Source organism: Jiangella alba, assembly GCF_900106035.1.
Taxonomy (GTDB): Bacteria; Actinomycetota; Actinomycetes; order Jiangellales; family Jiangellaceae; genus Jiangella; species Jiangella alba.
On record NZ_FNUC01000004.1, the window covers coordinates 1,756,455 to 1,775,728 of the forward strand.

The 19,274-nt window shown below is 74.2% G+C and carries 14 protein-coding genes; 6 read left to right on the forward strand and 8 right to left on the reverse strand.

From position 1 onward, the window contains the following. Positions 1-53 precede the first annotated feature (53 nt). A complete protein-coding gene (locus BLV02_RS26040; RefSeq protein ID WP_069108937.1) occupies positions 54-1,340 on the forward strand; it encodes a sugar phosphate isomerase/epimerase family protein in 1,287 nt (428 codons plus the stop codon). A gap of 41 nt (positions 1,341-1,381) precedes the next feature. On the opposite strand, the gene BLV02_RS26045 is transcribed toward BLV02_RS26040, so the two are convergent. Further along, entirely contained in the window at positions 1,382-5,134 is a 3,753-nt protein-coding gene (locus tag BLV02_RS26045; RefSeq protein ID WP_083288180.1) for an ABC transporter transmembrane domain-containing protein, read from the reverse strand. Positions 5,135-5,181: 47 nt separating this feature from the next. Further along, positions 5,182-5,973 (reverse strand): Uma2 family endonuclease, encoded by a 792-nt coding sequence (locus BLV02_RS26050; RefSeq protein ID WP_141711339.1) that lies wholly within the window; start codon positions 5,971-5,973, stop codon positions 5,182-5,184. Here BLV02_RS26050 and BLV02_RS26055 point away from each other — a divergent pair. The 4 genes from BLV02_RS26055 to BLV02_RS26070 all read left to right on the forward strand — a co-directional run bounded on the left by BLV02_RS26055 (position 5,962) and on the right by BLV02_RS26070 (position 11,020). Further along, complete coding sequence (locus BLV02_RS26055; protein WP_069108935.1) at positions 5,962-7,608, forward strand: molybdopterin-dependent oxidoreductase; 1,647 nt, start codon at positions 5,962-5,964, stop codon at positions 7,606-7,608. The two genes, BLV02_RS26050 and BLV02_RS26055, sit on opposite strands and share 12 nt — an antisense overlap. Positions 7,609-7,661: 53 nt before the next feature. Further along, entirely contained in the window at positions 7,662-8,357 is a 696-nt protein-coding gene (locus tag BLV02_RS26060; RefSeq protein WP_069108934.1) for a fasciclin domain-containing protein, read from the forward strand. A gap of 69 nt (positions 8,358-8,426) precedes the next feature. Beyond that, positions 8,427-8,927, forward strand: coding sequence for a MarR family winged helix-turn-helix transcriptional regulator (locus BLV02_RS26065; RefSeq protein ID WP_069108933.1), 501 nt, complete (start codon positions 8,427-8,429; stop codon positions 8,925-8,927). A 47-nt stretch (positions 8,928-8,974) separates the two neighbouring features. Beyond that, positions 8,975-11,020, forward strand: a complete 2,046-nt coding sequence (locus BLV02_RS26070; protein ID WP_069108932.1) for an MMPL family transporter — start codon at positions 8,975-8,977, stop codon at positions 11,018-11,020. Positions 11,021-11,102: 82 nt separating this feature from the next. Here BLV02_RS26070 and BLV02_RS26075 read toward each other — a convergent pair whose 3' ends face one another. Further along, the gene (locus BLV02_RS26075) at positions 11,103-12,551 is read right to left on the reverse strand and encodes an SDR family oxidoreductase (RefSeq protein WP_069108931.1); all 1,449 of its coding nucleotides are present in this window, start codon (positions 12,549-12,551) and stop codon (positions 11,103-11,105) included. A gap of 82 nt (positions 12,552-12,633) precedes the next feature. Here BLV02_RS26075 and BLV02_RS26080 point away from each other — a divergent pair, with 82 nt between their 5' ends. Beyond that, a complete protein-coding gene (locus BLV02_RS26080; RefSeq protein ID WP_069108930.1) occupies positions 12,634-13,953 on the forward strand; it encodes a cryptochrome/photolyase family protein in 1,320 nt (439 codons plus the stop codon). On the opposite strand, the gene BLV02_RS26085 is transcribed toward BLV02_RS26080, so the two are convergent. From BLV02_RS26085 to BLV02_RS26105, 5 genes are read right to left on the reverse strand one after another with little or no spacing between them, the layout of a single operon-like run. Beyond that, the gene (locus BLV02_RS26085) at positions 13,926-14,747 is read right to left on the reverse strand and encodes a DUF1295 domain-containing protein (RefSeq protein ID WP_069108929.1); all 822 of its coding nucleotides are present in this window, start codon (positions 14,745-14,747) and stop codon (positions 13,926-13,928) included. The genes BLV02_RS26080 and BLV02_RS26085 overlap by 28 nt on opposite strands. Next, a complete protein-coding gene (locus BLV02_RS26090) occupies positions 14,747-15,961 on the reverse strand; it encodes an SAM-dependent methyltransferase (protein WP_069108928.1) in 1,215 nt (404 codons plus the stop codon). Before BLV02_RS26090 ends, BLV02_RS26085 begins: the two co-directional genes overlap by 1 nt. Beyond that, on the reverse strand, positions 15,958-17,190 hold the full coding sequence (locus tag BLV02_RS26095; protein WP_069108927.1) for an SAM-dependent methyltransferase: 1,233 nt from the start codon (positions 17,188-17,190) through the stop codon (positions 15,958-15,960). The genes BLV02_RS26090 and BLV02_RS26095 overlap by 4 nt, the downstream gene beginning before the upstream one ends. Then, positions 17,187-17,900: a DUF1365 domain-containing protein gene (locus BLV02_RS26100; RefSeq protein WP_069108926.1), complete on the reverse strand. Its 714-nt coding sequence runs from the start codon at positions 17,898-17,900 to the stop codon at positions 17,187-17,189. Before BLV02_RS26100 ends, BLV02_RS26095 begins: the two co-directional genes overlap by 4 nt. Continuing rightward, the gene (locus BLV02_RS26105; RefSeq protein WP_069108925.1) at positions 17,897-19,183 is read right to left on the reverse strand and encodes an NAD(P)/FAD-dependent oxidoreductase; all 1,287 of its coding nucleotides are present in this window, start codon (positions 19,181-19,183) and stop codon (positions 17,897-17,899) included. Before BLV02_RS26105 ends, BLV02_RS26100 begins: the two co-directional genes overlap by 4 nt. Between the last annotated feature and the right edge of the window lie 91 nt (positions 19,184-19,274).

The following is a 19,274-nucleotide window of genomic DNA, read 5'->3' on the forward strand; positions in this document are numbered from 1 at the left end:
AGTGAGCATCTCGAGCAACGGTCCCGCACTTCCGACGGAGCGAGGAGACGACCATGGCTCAGGAACACAGGTTGAGCCGGCGCCGGCTGCTGACGATCAGCGCCGGCACGCTCGCGGCAGCAGCCATCGTGCCGGCCACGCCGGCGCTGGCCGGTCCGCTGGTGCGCAACGTGCCCAACCCGCTGCTTCCCCCGGGCAAGCGCGGCACGATCCTGTACACCCAGCGCGACGCGACCGCGCGGCGCGGCATCTGGAACAACCCGGCCCCGACCATGGGCTACCTCGGTGGCCCGAACTTCCCTGCCGACCCCGACGACCTCGGCGCGCTGGTGCCGCTGCCCGGCGGTTTCCGTGAGGTGTTCCAGTTCCTGGCGAACGCCGGCTTCAAGCAGGTCGAGTTCGCCGGGTACGGCCAGCACGCCGACAACCAGGGCGGCACCGTCCCGTCGCTCTCGTCGGGCGGCCGGCTGCTGCGGGAGAACTTCCCCGCCTACCTCGACTACGCGCGGACGCTGCGCGGCTTCCTCGACGAGGCCGGGCTGGAGGCCATCGGCAACCACGGCTTCATCCCGAACAGCTGGCCGGGCGGGCCGAACGGCGGCATGACCGTCGACGACTACGACCGGTTCCAGATCGAGCTGGAGTTCGCCTCGATCGTCGGCATGCCGTACATGGGCACCGGCGGCGACCCGACCGGTAGCTCTACCAAGGAGGCCTGGGACGTCGCCGGGCAGAAGTGGGAGGCGCTGAACGACCTCGGCCGCGCGTGGCGGATCTCGATCTACCCGCACAACCACGCCGACGCGTACGGCTTCCTGCAGGACGGCCCGATGGTCGAGGTGACCGTCGACCGCGTCACCGGCAACCCGCTGCCGCAGCCGCAAATGGTGCGGGGCGAGTCCGGCATCCGCAAGATGCAGTACTACTTGGACATCACGCCCAGCACGAAGTGCTACTGCGAGATCGACATCTACTGGGCGCACTCGGCGCAGCACCGGTTCCGCTGGTACTACGACTGGGACGGCCAGCGCCGCGAGAGCATCTTCAGCCCGATCGACCAGATCGCTGCCCAGCCGCTGCGCTACCCCCTGTACCACGCCAAGGACGGCGAGCGCCGCGACGACCAGCCCGTCGGCGTCGGCGAGGGCTACCGGATGATCCCGTTCGGCGACCCCCGCAGCGACATCGACTACGACGCGATCTTCCGGCGGCACCGCCCGCGCGGCTACCACAACCCCAACTACGAGGACGACTCCGCACCCGGCGGCGCCGGTGACCCGGGCCGTTCGCTGCGGCACGCGATCATCAGCGGCACGAACATGTCGAACATGGCGCGCTGAGACTCCCCGGCCGGCCGGGCCACCCCCGGCCGGCCGGGTGATCAGCTCGCTCTGCTCAACACCCGCTCCACGTACCTCGGGGCCGGCTCGTCCGTGGCGATGCGCCCGTCCGCCACCTCGACGACGCGGTCGACCCAGTGCAGCGACTGCGGCCGGTGCGTGACGACGATGGTGGTGCGGCCGGCCGACGCCACGCGCATGGCCTGGTTCACCTTCCGCTCGCTGGCGAGGTCGAGGTTCGACGTCGCCTCGTCGAGGATGAGGATCGACGGATCGCCGAGCAGGGCCCTGGCCAGGCACACCAACTGCCGCTGGCCGGCCGACAGCGACCGGCCGCGTTCGGCCACCACGTGGTGGTAGCCGCCCGGGAGCCGGGTGACGAACTCGTGCGCCCCGACGGCGCGGGCGGCAGCCTCGACCTCGGCGTCGCTGGCGTCCGGCCGCGCGTAGGCGATGTTGTCGCGGATGGTGCGCGAGAACAGGAACGGTTCCTGCGGCACGTACCCCAGGTGCCGCCGGTAGCTGGTGACGTCCAGGTCGTCGAGCGGCCGGCCGTCGACCAGCACGCGGCCGTCGGTGGGGTCGTAGAACCGGGCGACCAGCTTCGACAGCGTCGACTTCCCGGCGCCGGTGCGCCCCACGAACGCGACCCGCTGGCCGGCCGGCACGTGCAGGTCGATGTCGCGGACGGCGTCGGTGGCGGCGCTGGCGTAGCGCAGCCGGACCTGCTCGAACCGGAGGTCACCGGCGATGGACTCGACGGGGACGGCGTCGGGCCGCACCGGCGTCGACGTGTCCAGCGCCAGCAGCGCGCGCACGCGGACCAGCCCCGTGCGGGCCCGCTGGTACACGTCGAACACCGACGACAGCTGCTGGATCGGCGCGAACACCTGGGCGAGGTACAGCAGGAACGCGATCAGCGTGCCGAGCGCCAGCGTGCCGGCCTCGATGCGCTGCGCGCCCACCCAGAGCACGGCCGCGATGGCCAGCACCGAGAGCAGCTCGATGGCGGCGACGTACACCGCGGTGGCGTACAGGCCGCGCAGGCTGGCCTCGACGTACTGGCGGCCGAGCCCGGCGAACCGCTCCAGGTTGACGGCCTCGCGCCGGAACGCGTGCGTCACCCGGATACCGGCCATGCTCTCCTGCACGTCGGCGTTGATCGTCGACAGCAGCTCGCGCGCGTCGTCGTACGCGACCGAGGCGCGCCGCCGGTACCACCACGTGACGGCGGCGGCGAACGGCACGACGCCCAGCACGACAAGCGCCAGCATCGGGTCGAGCGCGACGACCACGACCGTCATGCCGGCGAACGTGGCGATGCTGACGACGGCGTTGATCAACCCGACCTGGAACAGCTGGGCGATCGCGTCGACGTCGGACGTCATGCGGGTCATGACGCGGCCGGCCTGGGTGCGGTCGTAGTAGTCGATGCCCAGCCGCTGCAGCTGCCCGAAGATGCGCACCCGCATCGCCAGCAGCAGCCGCTCGGTACTGCGCGTCGTCCACAGGAACCCGGTGCGTTGGTCCAGCCAGAGCAGCCCGACCAGCACCGCCGCTCCGAGACACACCCACAGCAGCACGTCCGTGGCGCCGGCGCGCATGCCGTCGTCGACCGCACGCTGCACCAGCATGGGGTTGGCCAGGGTGATCGCCGCTTCGAGGACGACCAGCGCGAGGCCGACCAGCAGGCCGCCGACGTACGGGCGCAGGAACGACGCCAGCCGCAACGGGCCGCGAGCGGAGTTCTCGTGGTCGAGGTCGACGCCGGGCGGGTCGGCGGGCGGTGGCAGCGCGGCGATGCGCTCGGCGACCGCCGGCGGCACCGTCATGTGCAGGCTGGGCAGCGAGCCGGTGGCGTCCTGCCGCGACTCCCACGCCGACGCCGTGGCCTCGAACCGTCCGGCCCGGGCGTGCGACATCAGGTCGTCGGCGCGCTCCTCGTTGCCGGGGCCGTCGCCGAACAGGTCGCGGTACAGCGTGTTGCGTTCCAGCAGTTCGGCGTGCCCGCCCTCGTCGACCACCCGGCCGTCGTCGACCAGGACGACACGGTCGGCCAGCCGCAGCGTGGACTCGCGGTAGGCGACCAGCAGGACGGTCCGGCTGGCGAGGAACGGTTCGAGGTTGGCGTGGATGCGCTCCTCGACCTTCACGTCGACCGACGAGGTGGCGTCGTCGAGCAGCAGGATGTCGGGCTCGGCCAGCAGCGCCCGGGCCAGCGCGACCCGCTGCCGCTGCCCGCCGGACAACGTGATGCCCTGCTCGCCGACCACGGTGTCGTAGCCGTCGGGCAGCGCCTCGACGAACTCGTCGGCCAGCGCCGCGCGGGCGGCCGCGCGGATCTCGTCCATGCTCGCGTCGGGTTTCCCGTAGGCGATGTTGGCGGCGATGGTGTCGGAGAACAGGAAGCTGTTCTCGAACACCACCCCGATGCGCCGGCGCAGCTCCGGCAGCGACCACCGCCGCACGTCGATGCCGTCGACGGTGACGGTGCCGGCGTCGGCGTCGAAGAAGCGGGGGAGCAGCGACAGCGCCGTCGACTTCCCGCAGCCGGACGGCCCGACCAGCGCGACCGTCTCGCCCGGCCGCACCTCGAGGCTGAAGTGGCGCAGCACCTGGTGGCCGTCGCCGTCGGCGTAGGCGAACCGGACGCGGTGGAAGGAGACCGCGCCGCCCTGCTCGTCGGCGGTCGCCGGGCGCAGCGGCTCGGTGATCTCGGCCCGCAGGTCGAGCAGTTCGCCGACCCGTTCAGTGGACGCCTTGCACAGCGGCGCGTTGGTGAGCACCATGCCGGCCACCCTGGCGGCGCCGATGAGTTCGGCCAGGTAGCCGGTGCAGGCCAGGAAGACGCCGAGGGTGAGCTGGCCCTGGATGACCAGCAGGCCGCCGGCCAGCAGCACCAGCACCTGGCCGAACAGCGGCGCGCCCTGCAGCGAGGCGATGAACGGGGCGCGCAGCCGGACCGCCCGGACCCGGGCCCGGAACATGTCGAGCAGCGCGCCGTGCAGCCGCTCGGTCTCGGCCGGCTGCTGGCCGAATGCGCGGACCACCCGGACGCCGGTGACGGCCTCCTCGACCCGGGAGGTCATCTCCGCCTCACGGTCCTGGGCGTCCCACCCGGCCGCGTACACCTGGCGCCGCTGCCGGTTCGTCACCGCGAACACCACCACGATGACGGCCACCACCAGCGTCGCGATGAGCGGCGACAGCATGAACATGACGATGACCGCCAGCAGCGACGACAACAGGGTTGCCGCCACCTGCGGGATCCAGCTGAGCAGCATGTGGACGTAGCGCAGGTCGCCGCTGATGCGCGACACCAGCTGGCCGCTCTGCAACTGCGCGTGGCCGGTGAAGTCGAGGCGCTGCAACGTGTCGTACACGTCGCGGCGCAGGTCGTCCTGGATGCGGAACGCGGTGGTGCCACCGACGTGCCGCCACCAGGCGGACAGGATGAAGCGGGCCACCGCCAGGCCGATGAGCAGCAGGATCATCGGTAGCAGCGGCGCACTGCGGTCGGTGATCGCGTCGTCGACGACCCGGCCCTGCGTGACCGGAACGGCGGCGACGGCGACGGCCCAGGCCAAGGCCACGACGACCGAGATGGTCAGCGTGCCACGGTGGCGGAGGAGGTACGGAGCGAGCCGGCGGAACGTGCCGGGTGGCTGTGAGGGTTCGGCTGACGCAGCGGCCAGCGACGGCGTTGACGGCTTGGCGGTCTGGGCTGAGGGACGCGCGGACGCGGTGCGGCTGGGCACAGGGAGCTCCCGAAGCAGCGGTCGGATTGTGATCACCCCGACTGGGGGTCGCGGAAAAGCCTACGCCCGGCCGGTCGGGCGGATCAACGGTCCGGAGCGAGCTCCGCGATCTCGATGTCGACCTCGAACGGCGCCCGGATGGGTGCCGTCTGACCGGCGGCCCAGGTGCCCACCTCGGTGTACGTGCGGGCGCCGTCGGGCAGTGCGTAGGCAGTGAGGCTGAGCTCGGGCTGGAGTTCGACCCGCCAGAAATGCGGGATGCCGGCCTCGGCGTACTTGGCGGGCTTGAGAATGCGGTCGATCGAGACCGACCCCGGCGACACCACCTCGACGACGAGCAGCGTCTCGGGGATCACCAGCAGGTTTCGGCTCGGCCGGACCGCCTCATGACGGAGCACCACGAGGTCGGGAATGAGGTAGCTGGGATCGAGATCGACAGCTGTCGGCCCGTGTGCGACGTAGCCGGCCGGAATGGCATCGCGGATCTGGTCGCGCAATCGAAGCCAGATCGCGTCGTGGAAGATGCTCGGCGGAGGTGTCATGAGCAGACCGCCGTCGACGATCTCGAATCGCCAGATCGACTCGGGTAGCGCGAGAAGATCATCGAACGTCCACCGTTCGAGATCGGTCGGAAGCTCGACCGCCGGCATGTCGACCACCACCATCTGGATTCTCCTGTTCTCGTGAGTTTCGCACTGCTGTTCGGCATGCCGCCACTCTTGCTGGTCGGTGGGCCGTGATCCATCGGCAGATCGGGAAATGTGGACAACCGGCGAGTCCGGCCGAGCCTGTGGACAACCGGCCGAACGGCTGATTCCCGGGATGCGACCAATCCGGGCCCGAAGCCGTGTCGAACACGGGGCATGACGACGCACCGGTGGGGGACCCGAGGACTGGCCGCGCTGGCCGGAATCGCGGCCGGCGGGCTCACCCTGGGCGTCGGCGAACTGGTGGCGGCGCTCGTGGCGGAGCCGGCCGCGGCGCCGTTCCTGGCGGTCGGCAACACGTTCGTGGACCTGACGCCGGAGTGGCTGAAGAGCTTCGCCATCCGCACGTTCGGCGAGAACGACAAGCAGGTGCTGCTGGCCGGGATGGCCGGCGTGCTGCTGGTGGTGTCGGCGGCGGGCGGGCTGATCGAGCTGCGGCGTCGGTGGGCCGGCGTGGCGGTGCTGCTGGCGCTGGGCGCCGTGGCGGTCGTGGCCGCGGTCGGACGGCCGACGGCGACGGCGGGGTGGGCGGTGCCGACCCTCGCCGGGCTGGTCGCGGGCGTGGTGGCGCTGACGGTGCTGGTGGGCCGGCTCCGCGCCGCGGTGGCTGTCTCCGGGGTGGCGGAGAAGAACGGGGCGGGCGGCGACGCCGGCGCCGAGGCCGGGGCGCCGGAGAGGAACAGGGCGGGCATCGGCGCCGAGGGGGAGGGCGTCGGCGCGGCGGAGGCGCGGCGGCCGTCGCGGCGGGACGTGGTGGTGCTGACGGCGGCGGTGGCGGGGTTGGCGGTGCTGACGGCGATCGGCGGGCGGCGGTTCGGGCAGACGCTGGCCGACGTGCGGGCGGCGCGCGACGCGCTGCGGCTCCCGGCGCCGAGCGACCCGGCGCCCGCGGTCCCGGCCGGCACCGAACTGGACGTCGCGGGGATGACACCGTTCACCACGCCGAACCCGGACTTCTACCGCGTCGACACCGCGCTCGACCTGCCGCGTGTGACGCCTGAGGAGTGGCGGCTGCGGATCCACGGCATGGTGGGGCAGGAGGTCGAGCTCGACTTCGACGACGTGCTCGGGCTGGACCTGGTGGAGCGCATGATCACGCTCACCTGCGTCTCCAACGAGGTCGGCGGCGAGCTGGCCGGGAACGCCGTCTGGCTCGGCTACCCGCTGGCCGGCCTGCTGGCCCGGGCGAACCCGAGCGCCGACGCCGATCTGCTGCTCTCGACCAGCGTCGACGGGTTCACGGCCGGTACGCCGCTGGACGTCGTCACGGACGGGCGGGACGCGCTGCTGGCGATCGGCATGAACGGCGAGCCGCTGCCGGTGGCGCACGGCTTCCCCGCCCGCCTCGTCGTCCCCGGCCTGTACGGCTACGTGTCCGCGACGAAGTGGGTCACGGACCTGGAGCTGACCCGCTTCGACCGCGCCACCGCCTACTGGACCGACCGCGGCTGGGCGGCGAAGGCCCCGATCAAGACGGCGTCGCGCATCGACGTGCCGGGGTCGTTCGCCGAGCTGCCGGCCGGCCGGACCGTCGTCGCCGGGGTGGCGTGGGCGCAGCACCGCGGCGTCGCCGGGGTGGAGGTGCAGGTGGACGACGGCGACTGGCGGCCCGCGCGGCTGGCCGCGGAGGCGTCGGCGGACACCTGGCGGCAGTGGTCGTGGGACTGGGACGCCGAACCGGGCAACCACACGCTGCGCGTGCGCGCCACCGACGGCGCCGGCGACCGGCAGACCGACGAGCAGGCGCCGCCGTTCCCGGACGGGTCCAGCGGCTGGCATTCGGTGGTGGTGCGCGTGACCTGACGCTCCGGCAGCACCCGGCACACCCATCAGAACGAGCACGAGAGGAACCGATCATGAAGCTCCTGACCAGGCGAGTCCCCGTCCTGCTGGCGACCGCCGCCGCCCTCACCCTCACGCTGTCCGCCTGTGGCGACGACGGCGACGACTCGACGGCGGACGGCAACGGCGGCAGCTCCGCCGCGCCCGAGAACGACGCCGCCGACGAGCCGAGCGACGAGGCCAGCGAACCGGCCGACGAGATGACGGAAGAGCCGATGGCCGGCCCGGTCGGCCCGGGCTGCGCCGACTACGCGTCCCAGGTGCCCGACGGCGAGGGGTCGGTCGAGGGCATGTCCGACGACCCGGTGGCGGTGGCCGCGTCGAACAACCCGATCTTGACGACGCTCGTCTCGGCCGTGTCCGGCGAGCTGAACCCGCAGGTCAACCTGGTCGACACGTTGAACGGCGGCGAGTTCACCGTCTTCGCGCCGGTGGACGACGCGTTCGCGGCGGTCGACCCGGCGACGCTGGCGACGCTGTCGACCGACGCCGACCTGCTGACGACGGTGCTGACGTACCACGTGGTGCCCGGCCAGCTGTCGCCCGACCAGGTGGTCGGCGAGCAGACGACGGTGCAGGGCGCGCCCGTGACCGTCGCCGGCACGCCGGACGCGCTGACCGTCAACGACGCGAACGTCGTCTGCGGCGGCGTCACGACGGCCAACGCGACCGTCTACCTCATCGACGGCGTGCTGATGCCGCCGATGTGACGGACGAGCGTGGCCGCCGGTCTCCCGCGTGGGGGGAGACCGGCGGCCGGCGTCTGCGACCATGGCCCCATGGCGACGCAGCTGCCCGGCGAGGCGGGGCCGAGGGACGCGCGCACCGACGCCGTCATCCGGCAGCTCCAGCAGCTCGGCGCCGAGATGGCCGACCTCGCCCGCCGCTTCGGCGCGGCCCACGACATCGACCACTCGGCCGCCCGCGCGCTACTCGTCCTGGTGGCCGCCGCACGTGAAGGGCGCGACGTCACCGCCGGTGCGATCGGGCGCGAACTGGGGCTCTCGTCGGCGTCGGTGACGGCGCTCATCGACCGGCTGGTCGCGTCGGGCCACCTGCGCCGCGAGGCCGACCCGCGCGACCGCCGCCGGGTGCTGGTCCGGCTGGAGCCGTCGGCCGCCGCGCTCGGCCCGGCCTACTTCGGCCCGCTGGCGGTGGACATGGCGGACCGGCTGGAGGAGTTCGACGCGCATGACGTCGAGGTGGTCCAGCGGTTCCTGACGACGGCGCTCGAGGCCCTCGTCGCCCACCGGGAGCGTGAGGCCGGCCCGCGCGGGTAATATCTCGACAATCGAGATATTCGACCATCGAAACGAAAGGCCCGAGCATGCCCTCTCGGCTGCGCTGGCTCGTCCCCGTCCTCTTCCTGCTCGGCTGGCTGGCGGTCGGCGCCGTCGGCGGTCCCTACGCGGGCCGGCTCGGTGAGGTCGCCGAGAACGACAACGCCGCGTTCCTGCCCTCCGACGCGGAGTCCACCGAGGTCGCCGACGCGCGGGCGGACTTCCAGGACGCCGACGTGCTGCCCGCGGTCGTGGTCTGGGAGGACGCGGACGGCCTGGCCCCCGAGGCGGCCGGCGAGGCCGCGGCCCAGCTCGAGCGGGTGGCCGCGCTCGACGGCGTCACCCCGCCGGTGAGCCCGCCGATCCCGGCCGAGGACGGGAGCGCGCTCACCGCCGTCGTCCAGATCGACACGTCCGGCGCCGCCGAGGTCGACGCCGTGGTCGAGGAGATCCGGGCCGAGCTCGCCCCCGCGGCCGGCGCCGCCGTGCACGTGACCGGGCCGGCCGGGTTCGCCGCCGACCTCGGCTCGGCGTTCGCGGGCATCGACGGCGTGCTGCTGGTGGTGGCGCTGGCCGTGGTGCTGGTGATCCTGTTGGTCGTCTACCGCAGCCCGATCCTGCCGCTCGCCGTGCTGGTGTCGTCGGTGCTCGGGCTCGGCCTGGCGTCGTGGGCGGTGTACCTGCTGGCCGACGCCGGCACGCTGACGCTGAACGGGCAGAGCCAGGGCATCATGTCGATCCTCGTGGTCGGCGCCGCCACCGACTACGCGCTGCTCCTGGTCGCCCGCTACCGCGAGGAGTTGCGCGAGCACCGAGGCCGGTTCGAGGCGATGGCGACGGCGCTGCGCCGGGCGGCCGGCCCGATCGTGGCCTCCGGCGGCACCGTCATCGCCGGCGTGCTCTGCCTGCTGCTGTCGAACCTCAACTCCAACCGCAGCCTGGGCCCGGTGGCCGCCATCGGCATCGGCGCGTCGCTGCTGGCGGCGCTGACCTTCCTGCCCGCCGTGCTGGTCCTGCTCGGGCGGGCGGCGTTCTGGCCGTTCCGGCCGCGGTATGGTTCGGCGGCGCCGGAGCACGCCGGGGTGTGGGACCGCGTCGCGCGGCTGGTGGGGCGCCGCCCCCGCGCGCTCTGGGCCGGGACGGCCGTGGCGCTGCTGGCGCTGGCGGCGCTCGTGCCGGCCTTCCGCGCCGACGGCGTCAGCGAGAGCGAGCTGTTCCTCGACCGGGTCGAGGCCGTCGAGGGCCAGGAGGCGCTGAGCCGGCACTTCCCCGGCGGCTCCGGCTCGCCCGTGCTCGTGCTGAGCGGCGCGGACGACGCGGCCGACGTCGCCCGGGTGGCCGTGGGCGTCGACGGCGTGAGCCCGGCGGCGAACGCGCCCGAGCCGCAGGTCGCCGGCGACCGCGCCCTGCTCGAGCTGACCCTCGCCGATCCCGCCGACAGCCACGCCGCCGTCGGCACCGTCAGGGACCTGCGGGCCGCCCTCGACGACGTCGGCGAGGACGTGCTGGTGGGCGGCCGGACCGCCGAGCTGCTGGACACCAACGAGATCTCGGCCCGCGACCGCACGCTGATCATCCCGGTGGTGCTGGCGGTGATCCTGCTGGTGCTGATCGGGCTACTGCGCTCCGTGCTGGCGCCGGTGCTGCTGGTGCTCACCGTCGTGCTGAGCTTCGCCGCGACGCTGGGCGTGGCCGGGCTGGTCTTCGACCACGTCCTCGGCTGGCCCGGCGCCGACCCCGGCGTGCCGCTGTTCGCGTTCGTGTTCCTCGTGGCACTCGGCATCGACTACAACATCTTCCTGATGAGCCGGGTGCGGGAGGAGTCGGCGAGCATCGGCACCCGGCCCGGCGTGCTGCGCGGGCTCGCGGTGACCGGCGGCGTCATCACGTCGGCCGGGCTGGTGCTGGCGGCCACGTTCTCGGCGCTCGCGGTGATCCCGATCCTGTTCCTGGCGCAGATCGCCTTCCTCGTCGCCTTCGGCGTGCTGCTCGACACCTTCGTCGTGCGCTCGCTCCTGGTCCCCGCCCTCGCCTACGACATCGGCGACGCCGTCTGGTGGCCGAACCGCCACCTCGGCCGCAAGGCCCGCTGACGCAAGGTCGACGGGCGTCGGAGGGCGGAGAGTGCGGAGCCGGCGCAGCACTCGCCGCCCGGAGAGGTCCGGCGACCTTCCCTCAACGGGAGGCCGCGCGGGTGATGTTGCGAGACATGCCGCCGAAGATGACGCCGTGGAACGGCCAGAGCGCCCACCAGTAGAGCTGGCCGGTCAGGCCGCGGGGCACGAAGACCGCGCGCTGGCCGTAGCGGGCGCCGTCGCCGTCGGGGGCCACCGTCAGTTCGAGCCAGGCGCTCCCCGGCACCTTCATCTCCGCGCGCAGCCGCAGCAGCCGGCCGCGGTCGATCGCCTCGACCCGCCACCAGTCCAGCGCCTCGCCGAGGTGCAGCCGGGCCGGGTCGCGGCGGCCGCGGCGCAGGCCGACGCCGCCGGCGAGCCGGTCGGCCCAGCCGCGCACCGCCCAGGCCAGCGGGAACGAGTACCAGCCGTTCTGCCCGCCGATGCCCTCGATCACGCGCCAGAGCCGCTCCGGCGGCACGTCGCAGCGCACCGACCGCTGGTCCACCCGCACCGAGCCGCCGGACCAGGACGGGTCGCTGGGCAGCGAGTCCGACGGCGCACCGGCGGGCGACGCGGCGGACCAGTGGCTCTCGACCTCGCCGTCGCGCATGCGGGCCAGGGCCAGCTCGACCGCGCGCTCGTACGGCGTCGGGTCGACCGGCTCCGGCAGCAGGCCGCGCAGGTCGTCCTCGGTGCAGACGGCCTCGTGCTCGAGCGACTCGATCAGCGGGACGGCGAGCGACCGCGGCACCGGGGTCACCAGGTTCACCCACTGCGCCGACAGCCATGGCGTCAGCAGCGGGACCGGCACGATGACCCGGCGGGGCAGCCCGGCGACCCGGGCGTAGCCGCGCATCATGTCCGCGTACGTCAGCACGTCCGGGCCGCCGATGTCGAAGGTGCGGTTCGGCTCGCCCGGGAGCGTGGTGGCCGCGACCAGGTGGGCGAGGACGTCGCGGATGGCGATCGGCTGGGTGCGGGTGTGTACCCAGCGGGGGGTCACGCTGACCGGCAGCCGCTCGGTGAGGTGACGGAGCATCTCGAAGCTGGCCGAACCGGAGCCGATGACCACCCCGGCCTGCAGCACGACCGCCGGCACCGGTCCGTCGAGGAAGATCCGCCCGACCTCGGTGCGCGACGCCAGATGGTCCGAGAGCCCGGCGGTGGCCGGCGGGTGCAGCCCGCCCAGGTAGACGAGCCGGCTCACACCGGCGTCCGCGGCCGCGGACGCCACGGTCGTCGCCGCCCTCCGGTCGGTCGCGGCGAAGCCGCGCGTCGCCAGCGAGTGCACGAGATAGTGCACGACGTCGATGCCGTCCATGGCAGGGTCGAGGCTCGCCCGGTCCAGCACGTCGCCGCGCACGACCTCGACCTCGCCCGCCCAGGGCTGGTCGCGCAGCTTGCCGGGGTCGCGGGCCAGGCAGCGGACGGTGTGCCCGGCGGCGGCCAGCCGCGGGACCAGGCGGCTGCCGATGTAGCCGGTCGCGCCGGCGACGAGAACCCTCATACCCGGGATTCGTACCCATCCGGGCCGCGGATGGGCCTCGAATGACGGGTACGGGTGCCGTGAGCGACGAGGAGGACCGAGAGTGACCGACGACCGGACGGCCGTGGTGCTGTTCACCCGCGACCTGCGCGTGCACGACCACCCGGCGCTGGCCGCCGCCAGCGAGCACGCCGGACGGGTGGTGCCGCTGTTCGTGCTCGACGACGCGATCCTGAGCGGCCGGAACGCCGCGCCGAACCGGGCCGCGTTCCTCGTGCGGGCGCTGGCGGACCTGCGCGAATCGCTGCGCGAGCGTGGCGGCGACCTGGTGCTGCGCCGCGGCGACGTGGTCACGCAGACGTTGGCGGTGGTCGCCGAGACCGGCGCGACCGCGCTGGTGTGCAGTGCCGACGTCAGCGCCTACGCGCAGCGCCGGGAGCAGCGGCTGGCCGGCGCGTGCCAGGAGCAGGGCGTGCGGTTCCGGGCCTATCCCGGCGTGACGGTGGTCCCGCCCGGCGCGCTGCTCCCGGCCGGCGGCGACCACTACCGCGTCTTCACCCCGTACTGGCGGGCGTGGACCGCGGCGACGTGGCGGGAGCGGGTGGCCGCACCGGGCCGCGTCAGCAGCGGCGACCTCGCCCGCATCGGCCGGCTGCCCGCCGCCACGGACCTGTCCGGCGGCGCCACCTCGCCCGACCTGCCCGAGGGCGGCGAGACCGCCGGGCGCGCCGTCCTCGCCCGGGCCGTCAGGCGCGCCGGCGACGGCGAGCCGGACCTCGACGACCTCGCGGGCGACCACACCTCGCGGTTGAGCCCGTACCTGCACTTCGGCTGCGTGTCGCCGCTGGAGGTGGCGCACCGGCTCACGGACGACGCGCCCGAGCAGGTGCGGCAGCTGGCCTGGCGCGACTTCCACCACCAGGTGACGGCGGCGGTCCCGTCCGTCGCCACGAAGGACTACCGGCGCCGCGACGTCGAATGGCGCGACGACGCCGACGGCCTGCGCGCCTGGCAGCGCGGCGAGACCGGCGTGCCGATCGTCGACGCCGGGATGCGCCAGCTGCTGCGCGAGGGCTGGATGCACAACCGGGCCCGGCTGGTGACGGCGTCGTTCCTGACGAAGAACCTGCGGGTCGACTGGCGGGCCGGCGCCGCCCACTTCTTCCGCTGGCTGGTCGACGGCGACGTCGCGAACAACGTGGGCAACTGGCAGTGGGTGGCCGGCACCGGTAACGACACCCGGCCCAACCGCGTGCTCAACCCGTTGCGCCAGGCCAAGCGGTTCGACCCTGACGGCGACTACGTCCGCCGCTACGTGCCCGAGCTGCGCGGCGTCGAGGGCGCGGCCGTCCACACGCCGTGGACGCTGCCGGACGACCTTCGCCGGGGCCTGGACTATCCGGACCCGTTGATCGACGTCTGACGCGGCGGCAGCGGGACGAAACCGCTGGTCCGCTCGACGTACTCGGCGTAGCCGGGCCGCCCGGCCATGCGCTTCTCGGTCAGCGGCTTGCCCGTCCCGCGAGCCAGGAAGTACGTCATGAGCAGCGGCGACAGCACGGTCGCCGCCCCCGGCCAGGTGACGCACGCGCACAGCCACAGCCCCCACCAGACGCACGCGTCGCCGAAGTAGTTGGGATGGCGGGTGTAGCGCCACAGCCCGCGGTCCAGGATGCGGCCGCGGTTGGCCGGATCGGCCTTGAACCGGGCCAGCTGGGCGTCGCCGACGGCCTCGAAGACCAGTCCGGCCGTGCACACGCCGACGCCGACGCCGACCAGCCACCAGGCCGGCGACACCGTCGCGTACTGCGCGACCTGCACCGGCAGCGACACGAACCACAGGATCACCGCCTGCGGCAGGCAGACCCACAGCACCGTGACGCGGACCCGGCCGCCGGCGTGCCGGGCGAACAGGTCCTCGTAGCGCGGGTCCTCGCCCTTGCCGTGGTTGCGCCGGTGCAGGTGGACGGCGAGCCGGACGCCCCACACGACGGTGAGGACGGTGACCACCGCGCGGAGGGCGCCGTCGCCGTCACCGGAGGACGCCAGCCAGGTCACGGCGGCGACCAGCGCGAACCCGGCGCCCCACACGGTGTCGATGACGACGACGGCGCCGCCGCGGGCCACCCACGCCACCACGCCGGCCATCACCACGGCGACGGCCGCGGCGGTCAGCCCGAGGTTCGCGCCGAGCCCGGACCACGCGACGCCGCCCATCAGGGTCGCACCGCCAGGATCTGGTCGACGCCCATCCGGCCCTCGTCGAACGCGGCCGCGCCGCCGGCGAGGTAGAGCCGCCAGACCCGGGCGGTCCGCTCGCCGGCCAGCGCGACGACGTCGTCCCAGTGCTGCTCCAGCCGGCCGGCCCAGCACCGGATCGTCCGCACGTAGTGCTCGCGCAGCGCCTCGACGTGGCGCAGTTCGTACCCGGCGGCCGCGACCATCCGCAGCGTCTCGGGTAGCGGGCGCATGTGCATGTCGGGCGCGATGTAGGACTCGATGAACGCGCCGCCGCCGGCCGCGTGCCGCCCCCGCGACATCTGTTGCAGCAGCAGCCGTCCGCCGGGGCGGACGGCGCCGTACAGCACGGCCGCGTACTGCGGGTACCGCTCCGCGCCGACGTGCTCGCCCATCTCGATGGACGCGACGGCGTCGGCGCCGGTGACGTCGAGGTCGCGGTAGTCGCGCAGCTCGACGGCGGCGCGCTCGCCCAGCCCGGCCCGCGCGATGCGGTCGCGGACGAACGACGCCTGCGCCCGCGAGATGGTGCAGCCGGTGACCCGGACGCCGTACTCGCGGGCCGCGTGCAGCACCAGCGAACCCCAGCCGCAGCCGACGTCGACCAGGTGGTCGCCCGGGCGCAGCTCCAGCTTGCGGCAGACGAGGTCCAGCTTGGCCCGCGACGCGGCCGCGTCGTCGCCGTCGGGCACGTCCGGCGTCCAGTAGCCGCACGAGTACGCCATGGTCTCGTCCAGCAGCAGCCCGTAGAAGTCGTTGCCGAGGTCGTAGTGGTGGCTGATCGCCGCACGGTCGCGCTGCTGCGTGTGCCGTCGCCCGCGCAGGCGGGCCTCCTCGGGCGGGGCCGGTGGTGGCGCGCCCAGCAGCCGCCAGTCGCGGGCCGCCCGCCACGCCGACCGGACGGCGCCGGGTGTCGGCCGCGCGCGGGAGGCCGCGAACGCGCGCCGGGTATGCGAGAACGCGGCGCCGAGGTCGCCCTCGACGTCGAGGTCGCCGGCGACGTACGCGCGGGCCAGGCCCAGCTCGCCGGGCCGCCACAGCATCCGGCGCAGCGCCATCGGCGACCGGAGCACCACCACTGGCGCGTCCGCCGGGCCGGCCAGGCTGCCGTCCCACGCCCTGATCCGGACCGGCGGCTCGGTCCCGAGCACCTCGCCCAGCAGGCCGTGCAGCCGGGTCGCCGTCGCGGTCATCGGACGCCGCCCGCGCCGAGCGTGAACTGCTCGACGTCCAGCCGGCCGGTGCGGAACCCGGCCTCGCAGTAGGCCAGGTAGAACTCCCACATCCGCCGGAACACCGGGTCGAAGCCGAGCGCGCCGACGGCGTCTTCGGCGGCCAGGAACCGCGCGCGCCACTGCCGCAGCGTCTCGGCGTAGTGCGCGCCGAACGAGCGCCGGTGCAGCACCGACAGCCCGCCGTCGCGCTGCGCGTGCGCCCGGATCGCCGGCTCCGACGGGATCAGCCCGCCGGGGAAGACGTACTTGTGGATCCAGGTCCACGAGTGCCGCGTCGCCACCAGGTGCTCGTGCGGCATGGTGATGGCCTGCAGCCCGACCCGCCCGCCCGGCGCCAGCGCCCGGCCCAGCGCGGCGAAGTACCGCGGCCAGTGCCGCTCGCCGACCGCCTCGATCATCTCCACGCTGACGACGGCGTCGTAGCGGCCCTCGACGTCGCGGTAGTCGCGCACCTGCACGTCGACGCGGTCGGCCACCCCGGCCGCCTGAACGCGGGACCGGGCGAGGGCGGCCTGCTCCTCCGACAGGGTGACGGTGGTGACGTGCGCCCCGCGTTCGGTGGCGGCCCGGACCGCCAGCGCGCCCCAGCCGGTGCCGATCTCCAGCACCCGCCCCCCGGGCCGGACCGCGGCCGCGTCCAGCACCGCGTCGATCTTGCGCAGCTGGGCCCGCTCGAGGTCGTCGCCGGGCCCGAACAGCGCCGACGAGTACGTCATCGACGGGTCGAGGAACAGCGCGAACAGCTCGTTGGAGAGGTCGTAGTGCCGGCTGACGTTGCGTCTCGCGCCGGCCCGGTCGGCGAACTCGGCGGCCGGCATCGACGGCTGCATCAGCCGGCGCAGCTTCTGCAGCGGCGGCGGGACCAGGCTGGTCAGCCGTTCGGCGAACGCCGTCAGTACGCCGGCGAGGTCGGGGGCCGTCCACGCGCCGCTCATGAACCCCTCGCCGAAGCCGATCAGGCCGTCGCGGCCGATGCGGGCGAAGAACTCGCGGGCCCGGCGGACCTCGAGCACCGGCGCGCCCGGCGCGGCGCCGAGCGCGCCGTCCGCCGTCACGACCCGGACCCCGGCCACCCGCGCGGCGTACGCCACCGCCGTCCGGGCCGCCCGCAGCCGCGCGCCACCGGCCGCGGGCGTGACGGCGACGTCCGGCCAGCGGCCGATGTCGATGCTGGTGACGGCGCTCATACGGCCGCACCTCGGCGCGGGACGACGGGCAGCCGGCGCAGCCACAGCCGGACGCCCTGCCAGCGGATCAGCGCGCTGACCCGCAGCGGCGCCCACGGGTAGCGCAGCAGCAGCCGGAGCAGCTGCGGCACGGTGGCCGGGCGGCGGCGCCCGGTGAGCGACGCGGCGAACGCGGGCACGTCCGCGCCGCCGGGCCCGGGCCGGAACAGGGTGACCGCCAGCCGCAGCCGCTGGCCGGGACGGGGGACGGACATCGCGTAGCGGCCGTCGACGGGGAAGAACGGCGACACGTAGAGCTCCTTCGCGGTCGTCGCCCGATCCTGCTCGTCGGGGTGCAGGACGTAGGCGTGCCGGCCTCCGTAGGTGTTGTGCACCTCCGCGACGACGCAGAGCGGCGCGCCGTCCGCGTCGTGGCACCAGAACACCGTCAGCGGATTGAACACGTAACCGAGCACGGCCGCGCCGGAGAGCATGAGCACGCGGCCGCCGCCCAGGGACATACCCCGCTCCGCCAGCCACGATGCCAGCCCGTCCCGGATCGTCGCGGCGTCGCCGTCGAAGTGGTCGCGGGCCCGGAACGCCGCGAGCGCCCGCGGCAGCCGGGGCAGGTCGTCGAGGTCGACCAGCCACAGGAAGGTCCCGTAGCGGAACGTCCGGCGGGCCCGTTCGTACCGCGTGTGCGTCACCGTGGCCGCGTACAGCGCCGTCACCAGCGGACCCCCAGGTGCTCGGCGGCGCGGACGCCGGACGCGCAGCCGTCCTCGTGGAACCCCCAGCCGTGCCAGGCGCCCGCGTACGCCGTCCGCGCGGTGGCGAGATCCGGCAGCCGTTGCTGGGCCGCGACCGTCTCGACGGTGTGGATCGGGTGCGCGTAGACCATCTGGGCGACGACGGCGTCCGGCGCGATGCGGTCCGTCCCGCCCAGCGTGACGACGTACTCCCGCCCACCCGCCGCACCGTCCAGCCGGTGCAGCCGGTTCAGGTGGTACGAGATCGCCACGGGCCTCGCGCGCGCCCCGGCGCCGGGGCCGCAGGCCGGCACCACGTGGTTCCACGACGCCCACGCCCGCCGCTCCCGGGGCAGCAGCGTCGCGTCGGTGTGCAGCACCGCCTCGTTGACCGAGAACCCGAACGTCCCCAGCACGGCCCGCTCGTCCGCCGTCGGGTCCTCCAGCAGCCGCAACGCCTGGTCGGCGTGGGTCGCCACGACGGCGTGATCGAACCGCTGCACCGTGTCCGACGCCTCGCGCACCAGGACGCCGTCGCCCGTGCGCCGCAGGCCGCGGACCGGCGAGGCCGTGCGCACCGACGTGAGGTCCTTCGCGGCCCGTTCGACGTACGTCCGGGAGCCGCCGGTGACCGTCCGCCAGCGCGGCGACCCGCCGACCGCGAGCATGCCGTGGTTGTCGAGGAACCGGAACAGGAAGCGGGCCGGGTAGCGCAGCACGTCCGCCCGTCCCGCCGACCAGACCGCCGACACCAGCGGCACCATGAAGTGGTCGGCGAAGTAGGCGGTGTGCCGGTGCCGGGCGAGGAAGCCGCCCAGTGTCAGCGTGTCGTCCGCCTCGCTCGTCAGCAGCGCCCGCGCCCGGCGGTGGAACGCCGCGACCTCGCCGAGCATCCGCAGGAACCGCGGCCTGGCGGCGGAGCGGCGCTGCGCGAACACGCCGGTCGGGCCGAGCGCGCCCGCGTACTCCAGCCCGCACGACGCGCAGCTCACGCTCATCGACATGTCCGTCTCGGTGGTCGCGATGCCCAGTTCCCCGAACAACCGGGTCAGCCGCGGATAGGTTCGCTCGTTGTGCACGAGGAACCCGCTGTCCACCGCGACCGTCGCGCCCGCGCCCGGCACGTCGTGCGTGTGCGCGTGCCCGCCCAGCCGGTCGTCGGCCTCGAACAGGTGCACGTCGTACCGGCGCTGCAGCAGGTAGGCCGCGGTGAGGCCGGCGATGCCGGACCCGATCACCGCCACCGACGGTCGCGTGGGCTCCATGCCCGGGATTCGCGGCCCGCGTGCGCCCGGATTGGTGCGGACCGCGACCAATCCGCCGTCGCCGCGGCTGCGAACACGGGGCAGTCAGGTG

Bases quoted from the DNA above. Each gene is read 5' to 3' on its own strand.
- BLV02_RS26075 (WP_069108931.1), bottom strand. From the start codon at position 12,551: ATGAGGGTTCTCGTCGCCGGCGCGACCGGCTACATCGGCAGCCGCCTG.
- BLV02_RS26040 (WP_069108937.1), top strand. From the start codon at position 54: ATGGCTCAGGAACACAGGTTGAGCCGGCGCCGGCTGCTGACGATCAGC.
- BLV02_RS26060 (WP_069108934.1), top strand. From the start codon at position 7,662: ATGAAGCTCCTGACCAGGCGAGTCCCCGTCCTGCTGGCGACCGCCGCC.
- BLV02_RS26090 (WP_069108928.1), bottom strand. From the start codon at position 15,961: ATGACCGCGACGGCGACCCGGCTGCACGGCCTGCTGGGCGAGGTGCTC.
- BLV02_RS26055 (WP_069108935.1), top strand. From the start codon at position 5,962: ATGACGACGCACCGGTGGGGGACCCGAGGACTGGCCGCGCTGGCCGGA.
- BLV02_RS26065 (WP_069108933.1), top strand. From the start codon at position 8,427: ATGGCGACGCAGCTGCCCGGCGAGGCGGGGCCGAGGGACGCGCGCACC.
- BLV02_RS26105 (WP_069108925.1), bottom strand. From the start codon at position 19,183: ATGGAGCCCACGCGACCGTCGGTGGCGGTGATCGGGTCCGGCATCGCC.
- BLV02_RS26085 (WP_069108929.1), bottom strand. From the start codon at position 14,747: ATGGGCGGCGTCGCGTGGTCCGGGCTCGGCGCGAACCTCGGGCTGACC.
- BLV02_RS26070 (WP_069108932.1), top strand. From the start codon at position 8,975: ATGCCCTCTCGGCTGCGCTGGCTCGTCCCCGTCCTCTTCCTGCTCGGC.
- BLV02_RS26095 (WP_069108927.1), bottom strand. From the start codon at position 17,190: ATGAGCGCCGTCACCAGCATCGACATCGGCCGCTGGCCGGACGTCGCC.